Origin of the sequence: Candidatus Magnetominusculus dajiuhuensis, assembly GCF_046044395.1 — a bacterium.
GTDB classification, from domain to species: domain Bacteria; phylum Nitrospirota; class Thermodesulfovibrionia; order Thermodesulfovibrionales; family Magnetobacteriaceae; genus Magnetominusculus; species Magnetominusculus dajiuhuensis.
Genome location: NZ_JBJUSG010000004.1, coordinates 42,984 through 68,954 on the forward strand (window position 1 = coordinate 42,984; position 25,971 = coordinate 68,954).

The 25,971-nt window shown below is 47.7% G+C and carries 21 protein-coding genes; 16 read left to right on the forward strand and 5 right to left on the reverse strand.

All coding sequences use genetic code 11. The annotated features are described in order from the left end of the window. Positions 1–9: 9 nt before the first annotated feature. Positions 10–780, reverse strand: coding sequence for a YdcF family protein (locus AB7D94_RS01205; RefSeq protein ID WP_420263825.1), 771 nt, complete (start codon positions 778–780; stop codon positions 10–12). 82 nt (positions 781–862) lie between these two features. Between AB7D94_RS01205 and AB7D94_RS01210 the strand changes: the two genes are divergently transcribed. The 3 genes from AB7D94_RS01210 to AB7D94_RS01220 all read left to right on the forward strand — a co-directional run bounded on the left by AB7D94_RS01210 (position 863) and on the right by AB7D94_RS01220 (position 4,705). After that, positions 863–1,960, forward strand: a complete 1,098-nt coding sequence (locus AB7D94_RS01210) for an oxidoreductase (protein ID WP_420263826.1) — start codon at positions 863–865, stop codon at positions 1,958–1,960. Beyond that, entirely contained in the window at positions 1,957–3,573 is a 1,617-nt protein-coding gene (locus AB7D94_RS01215; protein WP_420263827.1) for an ArnT family glycosyltransferase, read from the forward strand. The genes AB7D94_RS01210 and AB7D94_RS01215 overlap by 4 nt, the downstream gene beginning before the upstream one ends. Positions 3,574–3,925: 352 nt before the next feature. Further along, complete coding sequence (locus AB7D94_RS01220) at positions 3,926–4,705, forward strand: two-CW domain-containing protein (protein WP_420263828.1); 780 nt, start codon at positions 3,926–3,928, stop codon at positions 4,703–4,705. Between the two features lie 8 nt (positions 4,706–4,713). On the opposite strand, the gene AB7D94_RS01225 is transcribed toward AB7D94_RS01220, so the two are convergent. From AB7D94_RS01225 to AB7D94_RS01235, 3 genes are all read right to left on the reverse strand, one after another. Further along, positions 4,714–7,275: a PAS domain S-box protein gene (locus AB7D94_RS01225; protein WP_420263829.1), complete on the reverse strand. Its 2,562-nt coding sequence runs from the start codon at positions 7,273–7,275 to the stop codon at positions 4,714–4,716. Continuing rightward, on the reverse strand, positions 7,272–8,798 hold the full coding sequence (locus AB7D94_RS01230; protein WP_420263830.1) for a sensor histidine kinase: 1,527 nt from the start codon (positions 8,796–8,798) through the stop codon (positions 7,272–7,274). Before AB7D94_RS01230 ends, AB7D94_RS01225 begins: the two co-directional genes overlap by 4 nt. A gap of 75 nt (positions 8,799–8,873) precedes the next feature. Then, a complete protein-coding gene (locus AB7D94_RS01235; protein WP_420263831.1) occupies positions 8,874–9,251 on the reverse strand; it encodes an LA_3696 family protein in 378 nt (125 codons plus the stop codon). A 398-nt stretch (positions 9,252–9,649) separates the two neighbouring features. Between AB7D94_RS01235 and AB7D94_RS01240 the strand changes: the two genes are divergently transcribed. The 11 genes from AB7D94_RS01240 to AB7D94_RS01290 all read left to right on the forward strand — a co-directional run bounded on the left by AB7D94_RS01240 (position 9,650) and on the right by AB7D94_RS01290 (position 22,024). Next, positions 9,650–10,213: an RNA polymerase sigma factor gene (locus AB7D94_RS01240; protein WP_420263832.1), complete on the forward strand. Its 564-nt coding sequence runs from the start codon at positions 9,650–9,652 to the stop codon at positions 10,211–10,213. Beyond that, positions 10,210–10,704 (forward strand): anti-sigma factor family protein, encoded by a 495-nt coding sequence (locus AB7D94_RS01245; RefSeq protein ID WP_420263833.1) that lies wholly within the window; start codon positions 10,210–10,212, stop codon positions 10,702–10,704. The genes AB7D94_RS01240 and AB7D94_RS01245 overlap by 4 nt, the downstream gene beginning before the upstream one ends. Positions 10,705–10,725: 21 nt before the next feature. Further along, complete coding sequence (locus AB7D94_RS01250) at positions 10,726–11,241, forward strand: hypothetical protein (RefSeq protein WP_420263834.1); 516 nt, start codon at positions 10,726–10,728, stop codon at positions 11,239–11,241. 92 nt (positions 11,242–11,333) lie between these two features. Continuing rightward, a complete protein-coding gene (locus AB7D94_RS01255) occupies positions 11,334–12,554 on the forward strand; it encodes an MdtA/MuxA family multidrug efflux RND transporter periplasmic adaptor subunit (protein WP_420263835.1) in 1,221 nt (406 codons plus the stop codon). Next, the gene (locus AB7D94_RS01260; RefSeq protein WP_420263836.1) at positions 12,554–15,634 is read left to right on the forward strand and encodes a multidrug efflux RND transporter permease subunit; all 3,081 of its coding nucleotides are present in this window, start codon (positions 12,554–12,556) and stop codon (positions 15,632–15,634) included. Before AB7D94_RS01255 ends, AB7D94_RS01260 begins: the two co-directional genes overlap by 1 nt. A gap of 154 nt (positions 15,635–15,788) precedes the next feature. Beyond that, the gene (locus AB7D94_RS01265) at positions 15,789–18,881 is read left to right on the forward strand and encodes an efflux RND transporter permease subunit (protein ID WP_420263837.1); all 3,093 of its coding nucleotides are present in this window, start codon (positions 15,789–15,791) and stop codon (positions 18,879–18,881) included. Positions 18,882–18,884: 3 nt separating this feature from the next. Next, positions 18,885–20,447 carry an efflux transporter outer membrane subunit gene (locus AB7D94_RS01270; protein WP_420263839.1) on the forward strand — a complete coding sequence of 521 codons (1,563 nt, stop codon included), beginning with the start codon at positions 18,885–18,887 and terminating at the stop codon, positions 20,445–20,447. A gap of 42 nt (positions 20,448–20,489) precedes the next feature. Further along, positions 20,490–20,816 carry a nucleotidyltransferase domain-containing protein gene (locus AB7D94_RS01275; protein WP_420263841.1) on the forward strand — a complete coding sequence of 109 codons (327 nt, stop codon included), beginning with the start codon at positions 20,490–20,492 and terminating at the stop codon, positions 20,814–20,816. Further along, positions 20,813–21,193 (forward strand): HEPN domain-containing protein, encoded by a 381-nt coding sequence (locus AB7D94_RS01280; protein WP_420263842.1) that lies wholly within the window; start codon positions 20,813–20,815, stop codon positions 21,191–21,193. The genes AB7D94_RS01275 and AB7D94_RS01280 overlap by 4 nt, the downstream gene beginning before the upstream one ends. A gap of 143 nt (positions 21,194–21,336) precedes the next feature. Beyond that, positions 21,337–21,630, forward strand: a complete 294-nt coding sequence (locus AB7D94_RS01285; protein ID WP_420263843.1) for a nucleotidyltransferase family protein — start codon at positions 21,337–21,339, stop codon at positions 21,628–21,630. Positions 21,631–21,778: 148 nt separating this feature from the next. Further along, on the forward strand, positions 21,779–22,024 hold the full coding sequence (locus tag AB7D94_RS01290; RefSeq protein WP_420263844.1) for a hypothetical protein: 246 nt from the start codon (positions 21,779–21,781) through the stop codon (positions 22,022–22,024). Between the two features lie 300 nt (positions 22,025–22,324). Here the strand turns inward: AB7D94_RS01290 and AB7D94_RS01295 are convergent, their stop codons facing one another. Next, complete coding sequence (locus AB7D94_RS01295; RefSeq protein WP_420263845.1) at positions 22,325–22,912, reverse strand: hypothetical protein; 588 nt, start codon at positions 22,910–22,912, stop codon at positions 22,325–22,327. Between the two features lie 495 nt (positions 22,913–23,407). On the opposite strand from AB7D94_RS01295, the gene AB7D94_RS01300 reads away from it, so the two are divergent. Both AB7D94_RS01300 and AB7D94_RS01305 read left to right on the forward strand, forming a co-directional pair. Next, a complete protein-coding gene (locus tag AB7D94_RS01300) occupies positions 23,408–24,250 on the forward strand; it encodes a BRO family protein (protein ID WP_420263846.1) in 843 nt (280 codons plus the stop codon). A gap of 436 nt (positions 24,251–24,686) precedes the next feature. After that, the gene (locus AB7D94_RS01305; RefSeq protein ID WP_420263847.1) at positions 24,687–25,925 is read left to right on the forward strand and encodes an FG-GAP repeat domain-containing protein; all 1,239 of its coding nucleotides are present in this window, start codon (positions 24,687–24,689) and stop codon (positions 25,923–25,925) included. Positions 25,926–25,971 lie beyond the last annotated feature (46 nt).

The following is a 25,971-nucleotide window of genomic DNA, read 5'->3' on the forward strand; positions in this document are numbered from 1 at the left end:
CTGTGCCTCTCAGGGCAGTAAGTCCCCCTTGGCGTAGTAAAGACTATACGCCGCTAACTCATAAACACAGTCAAACGTAGCTGCCATACCTTGCAGCGAGGGTACGAACGATGTCCATGAGAGGTTGCCCGCCAGCGGCTTGTTTGTCGAAAATATATCCGGCGTAAGACCGATATTTTTGAACATGGCAATTGATCTTCTCATATGCAGCCACGAGGTTATGAGCAGTATCTTCTTTATTCGATTTCTCTCTGTATAAGCCTTTACGCCCCTGGCCTCGTCTAAGGTTCTGTTTACCTTTGCGTAAAGGACAAGCTTGTTTTCATTAATCCCCTGAGACGCCAGAAGTGGCTTCACTTTCTCTGCCTCATCAATGGATTTGTGTGCCTTGTTAATGGGGCAGTATGTCCATTGCCCAAGCAACAGTTGCCCGGCATGGCCAGTCTTTACAAAGTAGACCCCAGCCAGTAACCTCTCGGTGCTGCTGGTCGGGTGTACATAGTTATTGGGTATGTAAAACAGCGAATCGTTCATGGAATACCATTCAACATCCAGCACCCCTGCCAATACGACGGCAGCCTCATATTTCTCTTCAGGGTTATACGTATCCGCAACCCCCCACAGATTAGAAACCCAGTGAGATGTAAACGATATGCTGAATAAATAAAAATACAGAGTCAGACAAATTGCAAAAACCCGTCTGTTTTTCTTTGTAACAGCAAGAAAAACCATACCAATAAAGACAAGCGTCAGCGGGTTGATTAAAACAAGCGCAACCATCTTAAATAACACCATGTGTAATTATATATAAATTGGCAAATATATGCCAACAATTATATACTATGCACAAAAGGAGGCCGATATGCTATTTGAACCATACGTCTTAAAAGACATAAGGCTGGACAACAGGCTGGTACGTTCAGCCACATACGAAAAGGGTGCTGACAACGAAGGATGCGTTACTCCGGAGCTGATACAACGCTACGAGGCCATTGCAAGGGGTGGGGTGGGCCTGATAATAACAGGAGGCGCCCCCGTTCACCCATCAGGGAGGTTCGTGCCTCAGATGGTCGGGATTTACGACGATAAATACATAGACGGCCTGAGCGCACTAGTCAGCGCCGTCCATGCGCTTGGCGGTAAAATTGCCGTACAGATAGCCCACGGTGGGAGGCAGTGCTACCCGGAGCTGCTTGGTGGTGAGCTGCCGATTGCCCCGTCTGCGGTACATGAACCTGTATTGAATATTACGCCGCGTGAAATGGCTGATGAGGAGATATGGGCGATGATACACGCCTTTGGCGAGGCGGCAAGGCGGGCTAAGGCCGCGGGATTTGACGGCGTGCAGATACACGGCGCTCACGGCTATTTGGTAAGCCAATTCCTGTCGTCTCATACAAACAGGCGCACCGACAACTGGGGCGGCGACGAAGGCAGGAGATTTCGTTTCCTTGAGGAGGTATATAAGGCCATAAGAGAGGCGGTTGGCGCGGATTACCTCGTATTTATAAAAATGAACTCAAGTGACCACCTATGCTGTGGCGGTCTAAGGCCAGATGAGTCGCTTAGGATAGCGCAAAGACTTCAGGCCATTGGCATAGACGCGGTAGAGGTAAGCGGCGGTATGTACGAATCCAGCCTGAGACCGGCACGCACGAAGATACTACATCCTGAGGACGAGGCATACTTTAAGGAACCCGCGGCATTGTTTAAAATGTCGCTGAACATACCGGTAATACTCGTTGGAGGCATAAGAACGCGCGCCATTGCTGAGGAAATGCTGGAGTTGGGATACGCCGACCTTATTTCGATGTCAAGGCCGTTGATAAGGGAACCTGACCTGCCGAATAAGTTCAGGGCGGGCAAAGACAAGAGCGACTGTCAGTCATGCAACGCCTGTATGAATTTCAGAAAGCTTGATACGGTGAAATGTGTCCAGCTTCAAAAACTTGAGACATGATTAATTCTGGCGATACCGCTGATGGCAAGGGTGGCCTGACGGCGGAGATTGTATTTATCGCGCTGGTTATCTGTTCAGCGTTGGTGAGGGTGGTCAACATCGCCTCGCCGATACTGGAGGAACACGCCTTTCGCCAGACACAGACCGCCATAACCATATGGACTTTCGTAAAAGAGGGGATCAGCTTTTTTTCATACCAAACGCCGGTATTTGGACCGCCGTGGCAGGCGCCTTTTGAGTTTCCGTTGTTTCAGGCGGCGGCGGCCATAATAGTCAAGGCGGGGGTGTCCAGTATTGACGTGGCGGCAAGACTGACAAATATAATCTTTTTCTATCTCTCCGCGTTTTTTTTGTTTATTTTGTGCGGTCGTTTTTTTAGGGAACGGGGGATAGCTTATACGATTGTGTTGTGTTATGTGTTGTCGCCTTATACGATATTCTGGAGCCGTACCAGCATGATAGACTACGCCTCTGTGGCTTGCGCGCTTGGGTATTTTTACTTTTTCTTGCGTTTGCTTGAAGAAAATGAAATGCTCTTGTCGTTGGGCGGCGCGGTTGTCTTTGGTGCACTTGGATACCTGATAAAGATAACGACTATGCCGACGGTTGTGATTCCACTGGCCTGTTTCATGGTGAGGCAACTCTGGAATAATTACAACAAGACAGGTGTAGGATTACTGTCCTACCTATTATCATGCCTGGTACATAAAAAGACATTTTTCATAAAACTCCTGATGGCAATTGTCGTGCCATTTGCGGCGGGTTGCCTCTGGACTATACACGCTGATAATGTCAAAAACGCTTCTTTATTTACTGAATGGCTCACATCAGGACATCTGCAGGGCTGGAACTATGGCACATGGAAACAGAGGGTTGAATTGAGCAACTGGATGACTATCTCAGGCCATATAAAACCGTTTATGCCATTTACGTTTGTGCTTGTACCCTCTGGACTTGTTTTCGCGCTCAAACATCCGCGAAGATACATGGAGTTTATCTACACAGGCCTCTTAGGGACACTTCTGACAGTCCTCATTTTTTTTAACTTATATCGTGCACATAATTATTACCCTATGGCGGTTACTCCGTTTTTAGCGGTGGCGGCGGGATTTGCCCTTTACCACATCTTTTTAGTCTTACTGAAATATAAAAGAGACACATCGGCATTACACTTAAAGGTATGTATTGCGGGAGTGTGCCTTACGTTGCTTGGATATTATTACATAAAAACCGCCACAGCATATTTAAAACTCCCGTTGATTACAAATAGATACAGCACAAGCACGATAAGCGACTTCTTAAGGACAGTAACCCCCCCTGATGAGTACATTATCATTACAGACCACCTGTGGAATCCAAGCATTCTCTACTATGCCAGACGCAAGGGCTTTATGATAAACAAAGACTACGACTACGGGGCGAGACTACTGACATTCTTCAAAGAGCACAAGTTCACTACTATCGTCACAGTCAATGATTATCCTGAGTTGCTTGCCAACTGGAGATATGCCGTCAGGCTCTCGCCACACGGCTATAAGATTATCGGCTACAACGTCTACAAGGTAACGGACGACCCCAAGGTATACGAGGATTATAAAAAAATTAATAAATAAAATGTGTGCAAAATTACGAGGGGTCAGGGCAAACGCATTAGAAATTGCCTCCCTTATTTTTGTCATTCCGGCTTGTCTGGAATCTGTCCTTATGCCTCAGAATATGCACAATCACCATGAAACTCCCACTAAAGGGCAGATTCCAGACAAGCCGGAATGACGGAAAAGGACAAACCGGAATGATTGCATTAGGTATCCCCAGCTTTATTTTTCAAATGCGATTGCCCTGTACGAGGGGGTTACCCCCCTTCGTCTTTAATCTTATGCGGCGCGCGGTTGACATTGGATAGGGAAAAGTGCTACGCTGATAATAGAGGGGTGTTTGGTTGGCTCCGCGAAGGAGGTATGTATAGTGCACGAGGACATTTATGACAGTATAAAGGATAACGGCGGCAACGGCGGCCAGAAGGTATTAGAAGCCCCGCAGGATGAGCTGCGCGATGTGATAAGCCCGGCGAAGGTGGAGAAGGTCAAGTTAAATTGCTGGGAGTTCAACAAGTGCGGACGTGAGCCTGGCGGCGATAAGGTTGAGGAGCTTGGCCTTTGTCCCGTGACCATAGCGACCTCTTTTGATGGACTGCACAGTGGTAAAAATGCTGGTAGGGCATGTTGGGCAGTTCCTTTTGCGTGTGGAGACCCGGATGGCAAAATGAGTGTTGCCAGTAAAATCAGAAAGTGCACTAAATGTGAATTTCACCACCTCGTTATCAAAGAAGAGGACAAGTATCAAAGCGCCCTGAAACATCTGAAAAAGTTTAATAAAGAAGAAAAACAAAAAATACTCAAAGAGAAAAAAACTGAAGTATTTAAAGAGCCTGGCCTGGTAAGACATATATTCGAAAAGAGTATGCACACCGCCTACGGAGAGGACGCGGAGGTGGATTCCCTGTTCATCACGCTGCTCATAGGGTGGGTGAGCCTTTGCCCTTCGGTCAGTTTTCTGGAAGGCAGTAAGCGTATCTGCAAGGATGACCTCGTTGATGAGTTAATGGTTATTGACGCCATCGCTGACCATCCGAGAAGGCGTGCGGCTAAGACTGTGGCCAAGACTATGCTCAAGGCCGTTGGCAAACAAATCACCAGATACTTCGATCCGCTTGTGGATATCGCCAAGGTAAAAATCAAGAAATAAGAGTAGTTCTATCTGTTTGACTGAGACAGCGGGAGTCTTACCGTGAAGGTGGTGCCCTTGCCCACTGTGCTGTCAACAATTATATCGCCAAGGTGTTCCTTTATTATCTTGTAACTTATCGAAAGCCCTAGCCCTGTGCCCACACCTACTGGTTTTGTCGTGAAAAATGGGTCAAAAATCTTTGTCTGTATCTCCGGAGGGATTCCCTTGCCGTTGTCGGTTATGGCAATCTCTATCTTTTCAGTATCGGCGGCCGTTGCGACCTTGACCTCACCTTCGCCCTCTATCGCCTGGCACGCGTTTATCAACAGGTTCATAAATACCTGGTTGATTTTTGCCGCGTAACACTGCAGCATTGGAATCTCCCCGTATTCCCTTAGTATAACAATCCTGTTTTTATACTCATGATAGAGCAGCTCAAGTGTTGTGTTCAGCGATTCATTGATGTTCATATCGGTTATATCCGCGATGTCAAGCCTTGCGAAATTCCTGAGATCCTGGACGATTTTCTTGATACGGTCTGTGCCCTCTTTAGTTTTTACGATGAGGGGTGAAATCCGCGACACTAAATAACCATAATTTATCTCCTGTTTATATTTCTCAATCTCTGATTTGCCCTCTGTGGATGATTCAATCTTATCGTATCTTTCAAGCAGACTGAACAGCCGTTGGACAAACTTCTCAAGGTTTCCTATGTTGCCGGAGACAAAGGCAAGCGGATTGTTTATCTCATGTGCCACGCCGGCCGTTAATACCCCCAAAGAGGCCATCTTTGCCGATTGAACCAACTGCTCCTGACTTTGCTGTAACTCAGTTAATGTCCTTGATAGTTCTGAGGTACGCGCCCGCACCTCCTTCTCAAGATGCTCACTGTGTTGTTTTATCTTTTCCTCCATTTGTTTTCTTTCGGTGATGTCCTCGCAGCTTGTGGCGATGGCGGCTACGGTACCATCGTCTTCCATTACAACGTCCGACGTCAATTGCACGGGAAATGTGCTTCCATCTTTTCGTGCGTTTAAACTTTCACGTTTCCATCTCTTTGTGCTTTTGTCAGTATTCACCCGAAACGCTATCAGCTCCTCCTCTGTCAATGGCTTGCTTAATTCCTTAGGCGCCAACATCCTGATATTGCTTCCGATGAGTTCATTGACCGCATAGCCATGTATAGCGGCCTCGGCCTCGTTTGTATAAATTATTACGCCGTCGGCGTCTGTAATGGTAAACCCTACCTGTGTTGTCTCTATGGCCTTTGTCAACAATCTAAGATTCTTATTCATTGCCGCTTCGATTTTCTTACGGTCGGTTATGTTATGGGCTATAATTATTACGGAAACTACATTGTTTGAATCGTCAAGCTCTGGAACCGATACGGCATGAAACCACTGGACACCGTTAATCTGCATCTCCTTTTCTTGTCTTTCCCGTGACAGGATAGTCTCCCACGTCAGGTCAGTTATATTTTGAATCAAATCCGCGTCAAGCCCAGGACTAGAATGCTGATTGATATGCTTTCCGACAAAGTCTTCGGATTTGAGCATCATATAGAGGGCACCGCTTGGGTTTATATAGCGGCATATATAATCGCTGTCAATTCGGATTATCATGTCCTGGCTGTTTTCCACTATCGCGCGGAATCCAATACGGTATTCGTCTCTGCTCTGGCGCAGCTCAAGCTCCAGGGTCTTTCGTTCGGTGATATCCCTTGATACCGAAACCAGTCCAAAGACCTCGCCGGAGTCAGTGAATATCGGGTTTTTGATCGTCTCAAGATAGGTATCCCCTTCACGCCCACTTATCTTGTGCTCAATCTGAACTGACTTTAAGGTCTCTAATACCTCACGGTCACTGTCCCGTTCTTTTGCCGCAAATGGGCGCGGGAAGAAATTATCATACGTCCTGCCTATGATTTCATGCTCGTCAAGGCCGATGAATTCTTTAAACGCGTTATTTATTAAGACGAATCTCCCTCTGACGTCTTTAATGCTTATCATATCCCTGATTGAGGCAAGAAGGGTGGTTAACTGCGAGTTTGTCTTTGTGTTTGCCGCGATTATCCTCTCAAGTCCCCTTTTACCGTTTTCAAGATTTATAATAGCCCGATATGTCCTTAAGGCCAGGAGCATTGTTATATCAAATTTTTCGCTGGTCAATTCGGTCTTTTCCCGATAATCATTTATATCGTACTGGACGATGACGTCGTGTTTCGGTGCCTGGCCGGGCTGCCCTGTCCTTAGAATAATCCGTACGAGGTTGTTTTTCAGCTCTTCTCTGATATGTTTTGTGACAAGCAGCCCTGAGTTGTCCTCTTCCATAACGACATCCAAAAGAATTACAGCGGTATCGGGGTGTTCCTCAATGAGCCGGTTTGCCTCGGTACCTGAATAGGCGCTGATAAACTCAAGGGACTTGCCGTCATAGACAAAGTGTTTTAACGCCAGGCGCGTCATATCGTGTATCTCCTGCTCATCGTCAACTATCATTATCTTCCAGTTTCCAGATAGAGCGGGTGCCGTATCTTCGCCAGCGTACCGATAGAAAAACATTTCAGTGTTATCGTTATGCTCAATCACGCCGCGGCCTCCTTTTTCATAACGGGGAAAATAATAGTAAATGTCGTTCCCTTGTCCAACTCGCTCTCACATTCGATACTTCCGCCGAGTGTCTGAGTCACTATGTTATGCACAATGTGCAGTCCCAGCCCTGTGCCTCCCGCCCCCCGTTTTGTGGTAAAAAAAGGGTCGTATATCCTCCTGACGTATTCATTAGGCATACCCCTGCCGTCGTCGCTGAACCTGATAGTTACGTCATCTTTGTTGACGCTTAGCTCAATCGCCATTGTGCCTTTGGCACCAGGGCCATATGCGTGCGTGAGTGAATTCATCAGCAGGTTTGTTATGATTTGCGCTATTGCCCCGGGGTAGCTGTCCAGCTCTATATCCTCATCGCAGATGATTTTTATATTATGCTGGCGTCTCTTCATATTCGGCTGAAGACTAAGCAGTATTTCCTCTATGTATTCCTTTAATCTGAACACTCGCCTCTCCTGTGTAATCTGGTCGGCAGACACCATCTTGAAGCTTTTAATCAGCTCGGCTGTACGCATAAGGCTTTTTAATATGAGGGAACTGCCTTGTGAGACATCGTCAATATATTCCCCAAGCCGCTCCTTGCGCAGTGAGCCCTCATCAAAGGCGGCCTTTAAGTTTTCGGTATCACTGACAATAGTCGAAGAGAGGGTTATGCCAATGCCCACCGGAGTGTTTATCTCATGGGCGACACCGGCGAGCATCTGCCCAAGGGAGGCCAGCTTTTCCGCCTGGACTAGTTGGGCGCGGCTCTCTTTGAGGTATTTATTGGCCGTCTCTAATTCCTGCAGGTGCATGTCGCGTACCCTTTGCATTCTCTTAAGCTGGGTTATATTCTGTGCCGAGCATACTATCTCGTCTACCGTCGTGCCATCGCTGCCGTAAATAACCGACGCGGAGAAAATGACGGGGACTTTTACCCCATATTTTGCCAGCAGCACTACCTCCACATCCTTTACATAACCATTTTTCATTATCTCATTATACAATATTTCGGCAATAGTGTCGCTTTCAAATATCTCGTCTATGCGTTTTTTCAGCAGCTCTTCCTCAGTCCTGCCCAACATCTTATGAACAGACTTATTAACCTTCACTATCTCGCCGTCTTCTGTCAACACAATCACGGCGCTTGCGATAGTCCCGATGATGTTGTCGGTATAGTCCTTTGCCTTAGTCAGGTCATCCCTGGTCTTTTTCAGCTCCATGAGCATATTATTAAACGAATCAGCGAGGACGCCGACCTCGTCTTTAGACTTAACGCCGGTGATTTGAGAATAATTCCCTCTGGCTATCATATCAGTAAATGAGACAAATTTCTCAAGCGGGTTGGTTATGTTTCTCATGATGAGCGTAAAGATAATCCCGCTGATGGCCAAAACGACAATCAACACTAAAGCGGTGGCATAGGCGGTGATTAAATAATACCAGATTCCCCCGATTGCCAGTCCGACAAGTAAAACCATCCCCAAATAGGCTACTAATATCTTATTTCTGATTGATAGGGACATACTGTTTCACCGGGACTAATTATATCTGATTTTTGGCGGTGTTGTACAGGGATTTTCAAAAGGAGGGGTAGTGGGCTATTTAGCCACAAAGAATTTAAGGAGCGCAGCCATTGCGGCTAACTGGCCTATCCAAAAGAGGAACATCCATTTGACATTCTCTTTGCCAGATTTTTCTATCTTAACGCTCAGTTCAGAACGTACTTTCTCTATCTCAAGCCGTAACTTGCCTGATTCCTCAGTAATGCGTTCGTTGACTTTGCTTATCTCAAGCCGCAGTTCAACTCGCAGTTTACCGGTTTCTTCGACAAGACGGCGTTCAAACCGTTCTTCGGCTATAGCGATGGCGTCTTTTCTTGCACCTAAATCTATATCGTTGATAAGCGAGGCGAAGTCTTCGCTGGCAGCATCTCCGAGGCGTTCTCTTAAAGAACGAGGTATCGTTATTACGCTCATAGTTTCATTATACAAGCGGCAAAAGGAATTGTCAATGACATGGGGTACGCTATGTCTGACCAGTTCGGCTCGTCTACACAGCAGGCAGCTCAGAAATAGAAAAGCCTGTTGGACACTACCCGGGAGATACCTCTTCAGGCAGTGCGCCCCGGGCTCAACAACAGGCTCGTACTCTTGGTGTAAAGGATTTGCTTAACGGTGTCAAGACCTCAGATGGTAAAAATATTGGTGAGACAGCATCAGCAACGAAACACTGTTTCTCTTTTGCCATTTTTTGTCACCACACCTTTCTTTTGAGTGCCGCCTTTTCTTCCCCCCCCCACTGAACTCCCCCGCACTGAACCTTTTTACAACTTGTTGTGTCTAAATGTTCAGAATGTTGGTACAATATAGCTCAGATGGATGAGGACAGCAGGGTAGAGGATAACAGGTTAATTGACTCTTATCTTGATGGCGGTGACGATTCGGCTCTGGAGGAGCTTGTCATAAAATATCGAAGGGAGGTTTACCTTGTGGCGTACCGGATGGCTGGCGACATGGAAGAGGCCAAGGATATAACGCAAAAGGCGCTCATTAGCGCGGTGGCGAAGCTCAGGGATTTTAAGAAAAAGTCCTCCTTTAAGACCTGGCTTTACAGGATTACAGTGAACGCCGCCCTTAACCATATGCGTGGCAATGCCTACAAGACCGTTGAGTTATGTGAGACCATGAAATGCGAGGACGAGGGTGTTGTATCTTGTCTGATGAAGAAGGAGCAGGCGCGGGATTTAAAAGTCCTGCTTGCCGCCTTGCCCCCAAGGCAGCGCCTCAGCGTTGTCCTAAGGGTTTACGAGGGTTTAAGCATGGCTGAGACAGCCACTGTCATGGGCTGTTCCGAAGGGGCGGTAAAATCCCACTATCACAGCGCTATTAAAAAACTAAAAACCGCTATGGTGGCCACTAAGACAGGGAAAGACTTATGAAATCCACACACGATGAGATAACAGACCTGCTTCACGGGTATCTTCACGGCACACTTACCGAGGAGAAGGCGGCCACGGTTGAGGCTCACCTGTCTGACTGTGATGAGTGCGCTGAGGAGTTTTCTGTGGCCGCCACCCTATTAAAAATCGAGGCGCCTGAGCCTGATGACCAATATTTTAATACCCTCACCAGTGTCGTTATCAACACGGCGAGGGCAACCGTGCCCAATAGATTTAATCTGTGGAGGTATCTTTTCAGGCCAATTCCGGTTACTGCCGCCTTCGCGTCGCTGTGTCTTGTCATTTATTTGGTTGCGGTTAATTTCGGCGGTTTCCACTCCGGGCAGGTACAATATGGCAATAAAACGGCGAAAAATATAATGGTTGACACCTCAGTTTCAGATGATATTATGAACTCTTTGGAAGAGGAGTACGGCGACGATTTCTCTGTCGGCTATGAGGGCGGGGATGATGTGGCAGTGGCGCTATAAATCGCAGCGGGAGGATGTGCTATGAGAAAATCAGTGACAGCAGTGTTGGTTGTGGCAGTGTTGGCGGTACTGGGCTGTTTTGCCCTGATACAAGCCGACTCCGGCGCAAAGGACGGCGTAAAAAGCAAGGAGATGTCAGAGTTTCGCCAGAAGATAAAGGCGTTAAAAAAGAAAAAAATCGTGGAGGCACTCGCCTTAAACAAAGAGGCCGCCGATAAGGTACTGTCTATCATAGATAAGTACGATAGTAAGATACATGAGTCAATGCGCTCCATGCGGGACGACATCAAAACTCTGAAAAAGGCCATCGCTGAAAACAAGGACGACGCGGCAAAAAAGGCCATCATTGATAGAATCACGCAAAACCGTAAAGACCTTATCTCGCTTAAACAGACGGAGATGGATGAGCTGAAAGGCATTTTAAGCGTAGACCAGCAGGCCAGATATATTCTCTTCAGCATAGATTTTCACATGGCCATAAGGAAGATTATGGCAGAAAAATGGAACAACTACGATAATGAAAGCAAAGGAGACTGAGACGCTGAACTTAATTATGACAAAATTAAGTTTGACACATAAACTGCAAATATGTGTTATCCTACAACACTGTGATTAAAGATAAAAAAACAATGTCAACCTTGCCGAAGCCCGTGCGCACATTTGTGGTGCCGCTGTATGTTGTCTTGTTGTTGGCAGCCCTTGCCGTAAACGTATTTGCAGCAGAGGCGGACAAGTCGGTGGGCGGTAAACCCGGCGGCAAGCCAGCGGTTGCGGCGCCAGCCCTGCCCGTGGAGGTTGTGGCTGCCAAAACCGGAGATATGGGCACATATCTTAACGGGCTTGGCACGGTAGTCCCCCTTAGTACGGTCAGCGTAAAAAGCCGCGTAGACGGCCAACTGGATAAGGTGCTCTTTGAAGAGGGGCAGATTGTAAACAAGGGCGACATCATAGCCATTGTTGACCCCAGGCCGTTTGAGATACAGCTAGCGCAGGCCGAGGGCCAACTGGCAAAGGATGTTGCCCTGGTTGACAACGCCCGCCTTGACGCACAACGGTACAGCACACTGTTTAAACAGGACTCCATCTCAAAGCAGCAGCTTGACACACAGGAATCTCTGGTCAAACAATACGAGGCCGCAATAAAGGCTGACAAAGCACAGGTAGAAAACGCCAGACTCCAGATAAACTACTCAAAGATAACCGCCCCTGTAACCGGACGTACAGGGCTTAGGCAGATTGACCCGGGCAATATCATCCACGCCACCGATGTTAATCCCATAGTTGTTATTACACAGCTCAAACCGATTTCAGTGATATTTCCCATAGCCGAGGATAATCTTCCCCGCGCCCTCGAAAAGCTGAAAAAAGGACAGCCGATTCAGGTTGAGGCCTATGACCGTCAGCGAAGCCGCAAACTTGCCACAGGGCAGCTCCTGACAATAGACAACCAGATAGACGTCAGCACGGGCACGGTTCGTTTTAAGGCCATTTTTAAAAATGAAAACACCGAACTCTTTCCAAATCAATTTGTGAACGCCCGCCTGCTGCTTGACGTAAAACGCGGTGTTGTCCTCATCCCGTCGTCGGCAATTCAGCAAACTCAAAAGGGGACGTTCGTCTATGTGCTTACATCCAGCGACACAGTCACCGCGCGTTTTGTCAAAGTCGGCGAAACGCAGAAAGACACTACCTCCATAGAGACAGGGCTTGCCGCGGGTGAGCAAGTCATTACCGGTGGTGCCGAGAGACTAACCGACGGCGCAAAGGTACAGGTAAAAAAATCCCCCCTGGACAATAGTAAAGACAACTCAACACTCGTCAAAGACAACACGACACAAAAGTTTAAGTAATGAACATATCACGTCTGTTCATCATGAGGCCCGTTGCTACCATGCTCATCATGATAGCGGTGCTGTTGGCGGGGGCCATAGCCTATAAGCAGTTGCCGGTGTCGGCGCTGCCTCAGGTGGATTATCCAACAATCCAGATACGGACGTTTTACCCGGGTGCCAGCCCTGAGGTGATGACCTCCTCAATTACATCGCCGTTGGAGCGGCAGTTTGGCCAAATGCCCGGCCTTACGCAGATGACGTCAAACAGCTCAGGCGGCAGTTCCATTATCACACTTCAGTTCTCGCTTGACCTAAACCTTGACGTTGCTGAGCAGCAGGTTCAGGCGGCCATAAATGCGGCCTTTAATTTCCTGCCCAAGGATTTGCCAAACCCGCCCATTTACAGCAAGGTAAACCCGGCAGACGCCCCCGTGCTGACGCTTGCCCTTACCTCTGAGGCGTTAACCCTTCCACAGGTGGAAGACCTTGCCGAGACGCGGTTTGTACAGAAGATATCGCAGCTTTCGGGCGTAGGGCTTGTAAGCATAAGCGGTGGGCAGAAGCCTTCCATCAGGGTAAACGCCAACCCCACGGCCCTTGCCGCTTACGGCATGACCCTTGAAGATTTGCGAAGTGCCATAACCGCCGCTAATGTCAATCAGGCCAAGGGCAGCTTTGACGGCCCTAAACAGGCATACGTCATAGGGGCCAACGATCAGATTTTCGTGTCCAGGGATTACAAAAAACTCATCGTGAGCTACAAAAACGGCGCTCCGGTTTATCTCACAGACGTCGCCAATGTAGTTGACGACGCGGAGAACATCAATCAGGCCGCATGGATGAACACAACCGCGGCCGTTATCGTTAATATCCAGAGACAGCCGGGGGCAAATGTCATAGAGGTCGTCAACCGGATTAAAAAACTTATGCCGCAGCTCAAAAGCTCCCTGCCGCCATCCATCAATGTGTCCATACTGACTGACCGCACGGACACTATACGGCAGTCTATCAAGGATGTCCAGTTTGAGCTTTTTCTGGCCGTAGTGCTGGTTGTACTTGTTATATTCCTGTTCCTGCGCAATCTCCCTGCCACCGTTATTCCCGGCGTTGCCGTGCCTCTTTCGATTGCCGGTACGTTTGGGGTTATGTACCTTATGGGATTTAGTCTGAATAATCTTACGCTGATGGCCCTGACAATCTCAACCGGCTTTGTGGTTGATGACGCCATAGTGATGATAGAGAATATTTCAAGGTATATTGAAGAGGGCGAGGCACCTCTTGCCGCGGCCCTGAAGGGGTCTGAGCAAATTGGATTTACCATTTTGTCTCTTACCGTGTCTCTGATAGCGGTGCTTATCCCGCTTCTTTTCATGGGTGATGTGGTGGGGCGGCTATTCAGGGAGTTTGCCGTAACGCTGGGGGTTACGATTGTTATCTCCGCCTTTGTATCGCTTACCCTTACGCCCATGATGTGCGCCAAAATCCTCAAACAATCCTCCTCTGCCCAGCAAGGGAAATTATATCTTGCCACACAGAATATCTTTGACAAAATCATTGAAGGCTATGGGAAGACGCTCAAGGTAGTTTTCAGCCACCAAACCCTGACAATCCTCGTGGCCATCTCAACACTGGTGCTTACGGTGGTATTATATCTGATAACTCCCAAGGGGTTTTTTCCGATTCAGGACACCGGCGTTATTCAGGGAATCTCCGATGCCCCGCAGTCCATATCCTTTGCCGAGATGTCGAGGCGGCAGCAGTTACTCGCGCAAATCATCACCGGGGACCCTGCGGTTGAGAGCCTCTCCTCGTTCATAGGTGTTGACGGCACAAATACGACGCTCAACAGTGGGCGTATCCTGATAAATTTAAAACCCCTCGCGGTGAGAAAAACCAGCGCCATTGATGTTATACGCCGCCTGAAACCGCTGTTAGACAAGGCAGAGGGTATAACCCTGTTTATGCAGCCCGTACAGGACCTGACAGTGGATTCAAGGATAAGCCGCACACAGTTTCAATATACCCTTGAGGACCCAAGCGCTGACGAACTAAACGAACTCGCCCCTGCCATGATAAAGTCGCTTGAGGCACGCCCTGAGTTAAGAGACGTAAGCAGCGACAGGCAAAACGACGGGCTTAGGTTGTTTCTCTCTATAAACCGCGACATCTCGTCACGCTTTGGCATATCGCCGCAGATGATTGACGATACCCTGTATGACGCATACGGCCAGAGGCAGATATCAACGATTTTCACAGAGCTTAACCAATACAGGGTGGTTATCTCGGTTAACAACCAATACAAAAATAGTATCTCAGGGTTAAACGACATCTATATTCGCGCCACAAATGGTGGACAGGTGCCGCTCAGTTCAATAGCAACGGTCTCTGAGACGACCGGCCCTCTGGTTATCAACCGGCAGGGGCAGTTTCCAGCCGCCACCGTATCGTTTAATCTGGCACCCGGCAAGTCCCTTGGCGACGCCGTTAAGGCTGTGGAAGAGACAGCACAGGCGATGCACCTGCCGGCAAGCATTAAGGGGAGTTTTTATGGCACGGCACAGGCCTTTAAGGTGTCGCTGTCAAACGAACCCATGCTTATTCTGGCCGCCCTTATTACTGTATACATTGTGCTGGGCATCCTTTATGAGAGCTACATACATCCTGTGACAATCCTGTCCACGCTTCCCTCGGCGGGCGTGGGGGCGGTGGCGTCTCTTTTGTTGTTCAAAATGGACCTGGACGTAATAGCTATCATAGGGATAATACTGCTTATAGGGATAGTAAAGAAAAATGGCATTATGATGGTGGATTTCGCTCTGGAAGGGCAGCGCAAAGAAGGCAAGACCGCCGAGACGGCCATCTATGAGGCGTGCCTGCTTAGGTTTCGTCCAATAATGATGACTACAATGGCGGCGCTGTTGGGCGCTTTGCCCCTGGCGCTTAGTACAAGCGTGGGGTCGGAACTCAGACGCCCGCTTGGCATAACCATAGTCGGAGGCCTGATCCTCAGCCAAATCTTAACCCTTTACACAACGCCGGTTATTTACCTTGCCTTTGATAAAATATCCAAACGATTGATGAAGGTCTCAGAGGGTTAACCACGTATGAAAGTCACCCAGCCTTTAGCCGGAGTACTGAGGCCGCCAACGAGCGGCAGCCGGAACTCAATAGACAAAACGTGGCGGGATTTATGGGGTGAAGGGGGGGTTACCCCCCCTTCGTCGTTAATCCTTTATTAGGGGCTGCCTTGATATGAAATTTGTTGAGATATTCATACATCGGCCGGTTGCAACCACGCTTATTACTGTTGCCGTGGTTTTGGCGGGGATACTGGCGTTTTTATCGCTTCCCGTGTCTCCTTTACCGCAGGTAGATTTCCCTACTATACAGGTAAGCGCGGGGCTTCCCGGTGCTGACCCTGAGACGATGGCAACTTCTGTGGCTGCCCCGCTTGAAAAACAGTTCACACGCATAGCCGGTGTCACTGAGATGACCTCCACAAGTAACCGCGGCTCAACCAGCGTTACGCTTCAATTTGCGCTCGACAGGGACATAAACGGTGCGGCGCGCGATATTCAGGCGGCAATCAACGCCGCCCGCAGTGATTTGCCCATAAACCTTCCCGCCAATCCAACGTACCGGAAGGTAAACCCTGCTGACGCGCCCATTCTTATCCTTGCCCTTATGTCCGACACCGTAAGCAAGGCACGCATGTATGATGTCGCCTCAAGCGTACTGCAGCAGAAAATTTCCCAAATGAACGGGGTAGGACAGGTGTTTGTCGGTGGAGGGGCGCTCCCTGCCGTGAGGGTAGAGTTAAACCCCACGGCGCTAAACAGATATAGTGTCAGCCTTGATAACGTGAGTAATATGCTCGCAAGGACAAATGTAAATCGCCCAAAGGGGCAAATCACTGAGGGCGATAAGCAATGGGAAATAATGGCCAATGACCAGCTCCACGGCGCTAAAGAGTACCTCCCTCTGATTATTTCCTTTAAGGATGGCATGGTGCTGCGCCTTTCAGACGTGGCCTCAGTTGTGGATTCAGTGGAGGATGTGCGGGTGGCAGGTATAGTTGACGGCAAGCCGGCCGTTATGCTCGTTATATTTCGGCAGCCCGGGGCAAATATCATAGAGACGGTACAAAGCATCAGGGATGTCCTGCCGCAGCTTAAAGCCGTCTTACCCGGCGGAGTAGATCTCTCAGTAGTGCTTGACAGGACACCGCCAATCACGGGTTCGCTGACCGTTGTAAAACACTCGCTCGTGCTTTCGGGCATATTGGTAATACTTGTCGTATTCTGGTTTATTCGTAACGCGAGGGCTACACTTGCCCCCGCGGTTGCGGTCTTTGTCTCAATTACCGGGACATTTGCCGTGATGTATCTCTTAGGGTATTCTTTGAACAACCTTTCGCTTATGGCCATGACCGTGGCCACAGGGTTTGTCGTTGATGACGCCATTGTTGTGCTTGAAAATATATCAAGGTACAGGGAGAAGGGAATGCCCCCGCTTCAGGCGGCAATAGTCGGCTCTAAGGAGATTGCCTTTACGGTGATTTCGATGAGTTTGTCGTTGGTTGCCGTGTTTATCCCGATTTTACTGATGGAGGGGATGATAGGAAGGCTGTTTCGGGAGTTTGCCGTTACGTTGTCGGCCTCGATTTTAATCTCTCTGGTTGTCTCCCTTACGACGACGCCGATGATGTGTGCAACAATAATAAAACCCGAAGGTCCTGACGGCCCGGTCAAACACGGCTTTTTGTATCGAATCAGCGAAGGATTCTTTACCCGGATACTAAGGCTCTACGAGCGCGGCCTGAACGTGGCGCTGAGGCATTCGTTTTTCATGCTCTGCCTGACAATCCTTACGGCCCTGACAAGCGTCTATATGTTTATTACTATTCCAAAGGGGTTTTTCCCTGAGCAGGACACGGGGCGTATTGCCGGAAATATTCAGGCGGCCCAGGACACATCTTTTCAATCCATGAAGGGCAAACTTGAGCGCATCATCGGTATTATAAAAGAGGACAAAGATGTCGAGCATGTGATGGGGTTTACGGGAGGTGGTGGTGGGTCAACCACAAACACAAGCCGGATGTTCATCTCCCTGCGACCGTTTGAAGTGCGAAAGTCCACTGCCCAGGAGATTATTAAAAGGCTTCGTGGTAAGCTCAGCGGTATGCCCGGTGCTTCCACTTTTTTGCAGTCCGTTCAGGACATACGCGTAGGGGGAAGGATTGGCGGGGCGCTCTACCAGTACACCCTCCTTGGCGAAAACAACCAGGAGCTTAATATGTGGGCGCAGAAGATGCGCCAAAAAATGCAGACTATCCCGCAGGTTGTGGACGTCAATAGTGATTTGCAGGACCAGGGCCGCGAGGTCACGCTTCAAATAGACCGGGCCGCCGCCTCACGCCTTGGCTTAACGCCGCAGATGATAGACTCCGCCCTATACGACGCCTTTGGCCAGCGCCAGGTATCGGTTACATATACCGCGCTCAACCAATACCACGTAGTCATGGAGGTAGCCCCTGAGTACTGGCAGCACGCCGACGCCCTAAACGATATATACGTATTTTCCACAACAGGAAACCGTATCCCATTAAGCGCCTTTGCCCACTATGTCCATACCATGTCGCCTCTGGCGGTAAATCATCAGGGACAGTTCCCGGCAATAACGCTGTCGTTTAATCTTGCTATTGGTACGGCGCTTGGCGAGGGGGTAGCGGCAATAGAGGACGCCGCACGGGAAATGGGGATGCCAGCAAGTGTGCGCGGGCAGTTCTCCGGCACGGCACAGGCCTTTAAGGCATCGCTTGCCAATGAACCATGGCTTATACTTGCCGCCCTGGTGACGGTTTACATAGTGTTGGGAATCCTGTATGAGAGTTTTATTCACCCGATAACAATACTTTCCACGCTTCCCTCGGCAGGGGTGGGCGCGGTTGCCGCCCTGTACATATTTCATACGGAGTTAAGCATAATAGCCATCATAGGGATAATACTTCTGATAGGAATAGTAAAGAAAAACGGTATAATGATGGTTGACTTTGCCCTTGAGACCGAACGTAAGTATGGTAAAAGCACCAAAGACGCGGTACACGAGGCGTGTCTGTTAAGATTCAGGCCGATAATGATGACAACGATGGCGGCGCTTTTAGGCGCCTTGCCTCTTGCTCTGGGCAGCGGTGTTGGGTCGGAGCTTCGCCGCCCTCTAGGGATTACCATTGTTGGAGGATTGATTTTCAGCCAGATACTAACACTTTTCACAACTCCGGTGATATACTTATACATGGATAGATTAAGGTTGTGGGTTTTAAAAATAAGAAACAGGCGGGGATGATAAATGTTTGATAAAATCTTATTAGTATCGTTGGTAGCATGTATGCTCTTAACCTCATGCGAGGTTGGCAAGGATTACGTAAGGCCGGACATGGCAATTCCAGCCGACTACAAAGAGGCAAATCTCTGGAAGACCGCACGGCCCATGGATAACGCAACGAAAGACGCATGGTGGGAGGTGTTTAACGACAGCCAACTTAACTCTCTTGAAAATGAGGTGAGCATATCAAATCAGAACCTTGCCGTAAAAGAGGCGCAGTACCGGCAGGCCCGCGCCCTCGTAGATTCGGTACAGCTCTATCCTACGCTGTCAGCCGGGGCCTCATTTACCAGGAATCGAACCTCCGGAAACTTGACCAGCGGCGGCGGCTCGTCCTCCTCAGCCAACTCAAGCGCCACGCCAGCGCCATCATCCACAGGCACAACTGCTTCAAGCCCATCCTCCGGCACAAGCAAGTCCTCATCCTCCAGCGGCTCACAAACCACGAATACGAATTATTCCCTGACCGCCACAATGAGTTGGGAATTAGATATATGGGGCAAATTAAGACGCACGATTGAGGCTTATCAGGCAAGCGCCGAGGCCAGTTTTGCTGACCTTGAGGCACTACGCCTTAGTACTCAGGCTGAACTGGCGCAGGATTATTTTCAACTGCGCGCCCTTGACTCTCAGCGTCAGATACTGAACGAGACCATTGATGGCTTTGAGAAAACCCTCAGGATTGTAAGAAACCGCTATGAAAGCGGCATGACCGGCAAGGCCGATGTGCTTAACGCCGAGACGCAGTTAAAGACAACCGTTGCGCAGGCCATTGACCTCGGTGTACAGCGGGCAACGCTTGAACACGCGATAGCGCTCTTGATGGGCAAACCAGCCTCGTCATTTTCTATACCGTTTACGCCGCTTTCGTTTATGACGCCCGCCATACCAAACGGTGTGCCGTCTGAGTTATTGGAGCGCAGGCCTGATATAGCGGCGGCGGAGCGGCGGGTTGCCGCGGCGAATGCGCAAATCGGGGTGGCGGTGGCGGCGTACTATCCAAGCCTGACCCTCAGCCCTTCAAGCGGGCTGCAAAGCTCGGTGATTGACAAACTGTTCTCGTGGCCAAGCCTCGTGTGGTCGCTTGGGGCGCAGCTTACGCAGGCGATATTTGATGGCGGCCTTAGGCTTGCCGTAACTGAACAGGCGCGGGCCAACTATGACGCCGCCGTTGCCACATACAGACAGACGGTGCTGACAGCGTTTCAGGAGGTAGAGGATGCCCTGTCAACGAGTGAGATACTGATGGCCGAGCAGAGGGCGCAGGATGATGCGGTAAAGTCCGCAGCCGCCGCGTCGGCAGTTGCGTTAAATCAATACAAGGCGGGCATAATCGGCAGCGTTGAGCTTATAGTAATCCAAAACATCGAGCTAAGCAACAGAAAAACCGCTGAGATAATCTCTGGCCGCATAATGGCAAACAGTGTGATTTTGATAAAGGCCCTGGGCGGCCCGTGGAATGTTAATTTATTGAATTTAAGACAACTGGAGCGGCCGCGCGAATCGGCAGCCGCAGAGACACGTTAATATATGACATCTTTACTGCAATTAGTTTAGAATAAGTGTGAGATGATAAAGGGGAAAAATATAGATAATTTGATGAGAGAGCTTAACTCTTTCCTTGAAGAGTTATACGGAGAGCGCCTGATGGGAGTTTACCTGTTCGGCTCCCATGCCCGCGGTGACAATGGTCTGGAATCGGACGTTGACGTGCTGATAGTCCTTGACGCTTTAGAAAACTATGCCCATGAGGTGGACCGCACAGGTTATCTGATTTCAAGGCTTTCTCTGGAATATGGTGTTAGTGTAAGCAGGGTTTTTATTCCGCATAACGACTGGCTGCACGGCGATACGCCTTTTATAGCAAATGTACGTACTGAGGCCGTTCCAGCATGATGGCGGCAACCCAAAAGCTTCTGGAAAAGGCATCAAGGGCAGTATTTGCCGCCATGTCTCTATTAAAAAGGGGTGACATTGATTTCGCAGCCGGTAGAGCCTATTATGCAATGTTTTACACGACTGAGGCTTTGTTGAATGATAAAGGTGTTAATTTCAGGAAACATGGCAGCATACACAGCGCCTTTGGTGAACATTTTGTTAAAACTGGCCTGATGGACAAAAGATTTCACAGATGGCTTCTGGATTCATATGACAAACGCATACTGGGCGACTATGGTATTGAATCCACGTTGACCAGCGAAGACGTGAAGACCATGTGTGAGCAAGCAAATGAATTTTTGAGTGAGGCAAGAAAATATTTTGAGCCTGACTAATGTCGGGAACACTATGGACGCAGCCTGACCCCTCCTTAATATGTTTATCTGTCCTGTACCATATCAAGTTAATTGGGATGTGTTCCTGAATTATAAAGCCCGATTTTTGGGTTTCCCCCATAAACTTGTGTTATAATGAGAGAATGGAACGTAACGAAGCCATACGCCTATTAAAACAGCATGAATCCGACCTAAAGAGGCTTGGAGTGGAGCATCTTTTCATGTTTGGTTCAACCGCACGTGGTGAGGCTCGTAAGGATCCCGATGTTGATCTGTTTTTCGATCACCCTGAAGGATCAATGGGGCTGTTCAAGTTAATGGACATAAAGGATGCCGCTGCTGCAATTCTTGACTGCAAAACTGACATCATGACAAGGCGCAGCCTACACCATGTTTTGCGGGAGCAGATTGAGAAGTCGGCGATGCAAGTTTTCTAATGACTGGCCATTCGATCGTTCCCCGCCTGACTGATATCGTTGAAGCTATTGGGTCAGAAACGGGGACAGGCTACTTTATCGTTTCTAAAAGTAGCCTGTCCCTTTTTCCCCTATTGATTAATATCAATGGATACGGTACAATGTAGGCATGACTAGGGCGATAGAATTATATAGGCTGCTTAAAGACAAGCTCGGTGAGCAAGAGACAAAAGCGCTTATTGAGGCTATTGATGAAAGCACGGAGCAAGCTAAAAAAGAAGTCGCAACTAAGGCTGACTTGTTGCTGTTAGAGGCCAAAATGAGGATGTATTTCATAATCCTTGCGTTTTTGTACCTACTGACTAATCCGAAAGCCATAGACTTGCTGTCTAAGCTATTAGGGCTGGTGAAATAGTCAGAAACGGGGACAGGCTACTTTATCGTTTCACCTGATTTAGCAGGTTTTACGGGGATTGGATATTCTGTAGGGGATTGTATATTTAAGGCAAAATGGGGAATGAAAGAACATGTGAGATTATTAAAAGAGCACGGGCTTACACCTTCACCGAGAAACCAAAATCCAGGAATTATTATACAGAATGAACAAGAAATGTTAGTTGTCTCGTAGGAAGGGCAGGGAGAACAGCTTTAAAAGTAGCCTGTCCATTTCCTTTTTATTAATTGACAGATATTTTCTCGTAAGACATCGAATTTCTTAATCAAGCAGCCTAAGGTCATTGTATAATGAATCTATCTGTGTCTTGATAATCTTTCGAGCTAATCTATTCGCATCGTCAAGTTCCTTCATAGCTCCTTCCCATGCTATTTTTTCTGAGATTTTATTTGCCACTGCATCGATAAATAGTGAATATACCTTCTTTTTTGCATCTATAATTAGTCCTGGGTCATCGTCTATCGGACTCTTTGAATTAAGGAAATCATCCATCTTCTGCCCATTTTTAAGTTCAAAAAAAGACAACTGAGATCTATTTGTCTTAATGGTGTCATCAGTTATTCTGTACACAAAATTATACACCCTATCCGTGTTATTTTCTCGACTACACTCGGGAAATTCACTTCTGAAGAATGTGTCGATTAGATGTAATAAGTCCTTTTTAACTGAATATAAATAGAAGTCTAATAATCTAATCGCCTGTTCCCTTGTCAAATATGAGGCTTTCTTGGACAAGATTAGTTGAAGAGATTTATTTATATGACTGTAGAAAATAAAAATGGTAACAGCTATTGATGTAGCAGACAGTGCAACACTACCTACTTCAAGCCAATCACTCATCAGCACCATTTGGACTTCCCCCTTTAGTCAAAATCCTACACGGCATCTGTGATCCGTTTGTTATACCCTATCCATCGCTAACTTCACACCATATCCTGATAACGTACGCTTACATTATATACATATATCATCTTATTTGTCAACATAAATTATTACAATTAAGAATATCAAAATGTTACATGTTTGTAACATTGTATCGTTACTATCATGTACCACCATGATGCTACGCAATTGTAGCAATGATTATAATTTGCCACTAAATAGACTCATCTACTTAAATTGAATTGTTTTAACGCTAAATAATACAGTAGAAACTGCCATCTTATGTTACGTAAAGGTAACGTTATCTTGCTGAAGCGACAGATGTTAAGTTTGTCCGGTATTGGTCTGCTATGTGGGAAATTTCGGCAGGCTGCTTTTCTTTCGGGATTGTGCTATACTGTCGTGCAGAAGGAAGGACTGAGAGGTATATAACCGACCTCGGCATAACAAGGAGCGGAGAATATGACAGAAAAGTCTTTAGCTGTTTTTGAGGGGAAGCAAATCCGCCGCCATTATGATGAGAAGACCGGAACATGGTATTTTTCCGTAGTGGATATTATTCAGGTGCTGATTCAGCAGCCTGACTATCAGGCCGCGAGAAATTACTGGAAGGTATTGAAAAACCGCTTGAATAAAGAAGGAAGTGAGTCGGTTACAAAATGTAACCGACTGAAAATGCAGGCAGCCGACGGTAAAAAATACCTTACCGATGTCGCTGACCCCGAAACGCTGCTTCGTCTCATACAGTCTGTCCCCAGCCCCAAGGCTGAGCCTATTAAGCTATGGCTTGCAAAGGTAGGGTATGAAAGAATGCAGGACATGGCTGACCCTGCACGCTCGTTTGACAGGGCGCGTGAATACTGGCAGCAGCACGGCAGGAGCGAAAAGTGGATTCAACAGCGGATGATGGGGCAGGAAACCCGCAACAAACTCACTGACTACTGGCAAGAACACGAGATAAAAAAGGAAGAGGAATACGCTATCCTGACAAATATTATCCATCAGGAGTGGGCAGGGTTATCCATAAAAAAACACAAGGATTTAAAGGGGCTGAAAACACAAAACCTTAGAGACCATATGAACGAGGCAGAGCTGATATTTACAGCCCTTGCCGAACTTTCAACCCGTCAAATAGCAGAGAGCGTTAACGCAACCGGTATGAATGAAAATAAAGAAGCAGGAATAAAAGGTGGCCATATTGCTAAAAAAGCAAGACAGGCGCTGGAAGCAAAAACAGGGAGAAGGGTAATTACAGGAGAAAACTTCCTCCCCCCAGGCCATAAAAAGCCAACACTGGGACGATAGGGAGGCAAATAGAGCAGGCCGGGATAAATATTATTTATTTCACTACCCCCGCGTGTCCCTGCGGTCATTTGACTTAACGCATATGATGAGCGTACGGTTCTCGCCGATGTCGGCACCGGTGTAAATTACTGGCCGCTGCCCCTGTTTTACGCTCGGGGTAGGTATTTGCCCTATTAAGTTCGAAAATACCTATACAGAAATCTGCCTTTTACCGATTGATTATAAAATTCATCCATGTGATAATAAGTTACGAAGAAGTACATTGGTGAGACGCTTTTATCTACAGCCCGGACATGTTGTGAGGCCATTTTGTGAATAATCACGTCTTCTCACATTTACCTCTTAGTTCATCATTCCTTGAGTGATGTATCCTAAATGCATAGTATGGGAGAGACCAATGTATAATAAAAGTGTGAGACGCCTGACTACAAGGTATTTGAGAAAATTATTGTTTTTCTCAATGATTCTTGCGATTGCCAGTTTCGGGATAGCATCGGCAACCGAATCAGTACGCATCAGCTCCGGAGCTGCCGCCACTAACCATCCTGATTTAATCGGTATCCAGAGAGAAAATACTGCATCCGGTTATACGGAAGTACACAAGTTATCAGGGACATCGGGTTATACTCAGCGGTCATTGGACGCAGTCACGCCTCTGATAAAATCAGGCGGCAACAATTCAGCTAAATGGCTCTTTTTTATGAGTGACTACGATAAAGATGGTATCCCTGATTTAATCGGTGTACAGAGAGAGAATACGGGATCCGGTTATACGGAGGTACACGTGTTATCAGGGGCATCAGGTTATACTCAATGGTTAGTGAACGCAGTTACGCCTCTTGAAAAATCAGACAGCAGTGCAAGTGAGCTGCTTTTATTTATGGCTGACTATGATGGAGATGGTATCCCTGACTTAATTTGTATAAAGAGAGAAAATACGTTATCCGGTTATACGGAGATACACGTGTTATCAGGGGCATCAGGTTATACTCAATGGGCATTGCACGCAGTTACGCCTTTTCCAAAATCAGGCAGCAGCAGTTCAAGTGATTGGCTCTTTTTTATGGCTGACTATGATAAAGATGGTATCCCTGATTTAGTTGGTGTGCAGAGAGAGAATACGGCATCCGGTTATACGGAGGTAAACGTGTTATCAGGAGCGTCGAAATATTCTCAATGGTTAGTGAACGCAACTACGCCTCTGATAAAATCAGGCAGCAGCAATTCAGGCGAATGGCTCTTTTACATGGCTGACTATGATGGAGATGGTATCCCTGATTTAGTCGGTGTACAGAGAGAAAATACGGGAACTGGTTATACGGAAGTACACGTGTTATCAGGAGTGTCGAAATATTCTCAATGGTTAGTGAACGCGGCTACGCCTCTTGTAAAAACAGGCAGCAGCAATGCAGGCGAATGGCTCTTTTACATGGCTGACTATGATGGAGATGGCATCCCTGATTTAATTGGTGTACAGAGAGAAAATACGGGAACTGGTTATACGGAAGTACACGTGTTATCAGGAGTGTCGAAATATTCTCAATGGTTAGTGAACACAGCCACGCCTTTTGCAAAATCAGGCAGCAGCAATTCAGGCGAATTTGCTCTATGTCTGAATTATAAATGTATTCCGAATCAGGACGCATATAACAAACTTACTGTAGCTGTAACGTAAGCGTCAAGAAAACCCCATCTTTACAGTGGGGGTAGCAGATGTCATA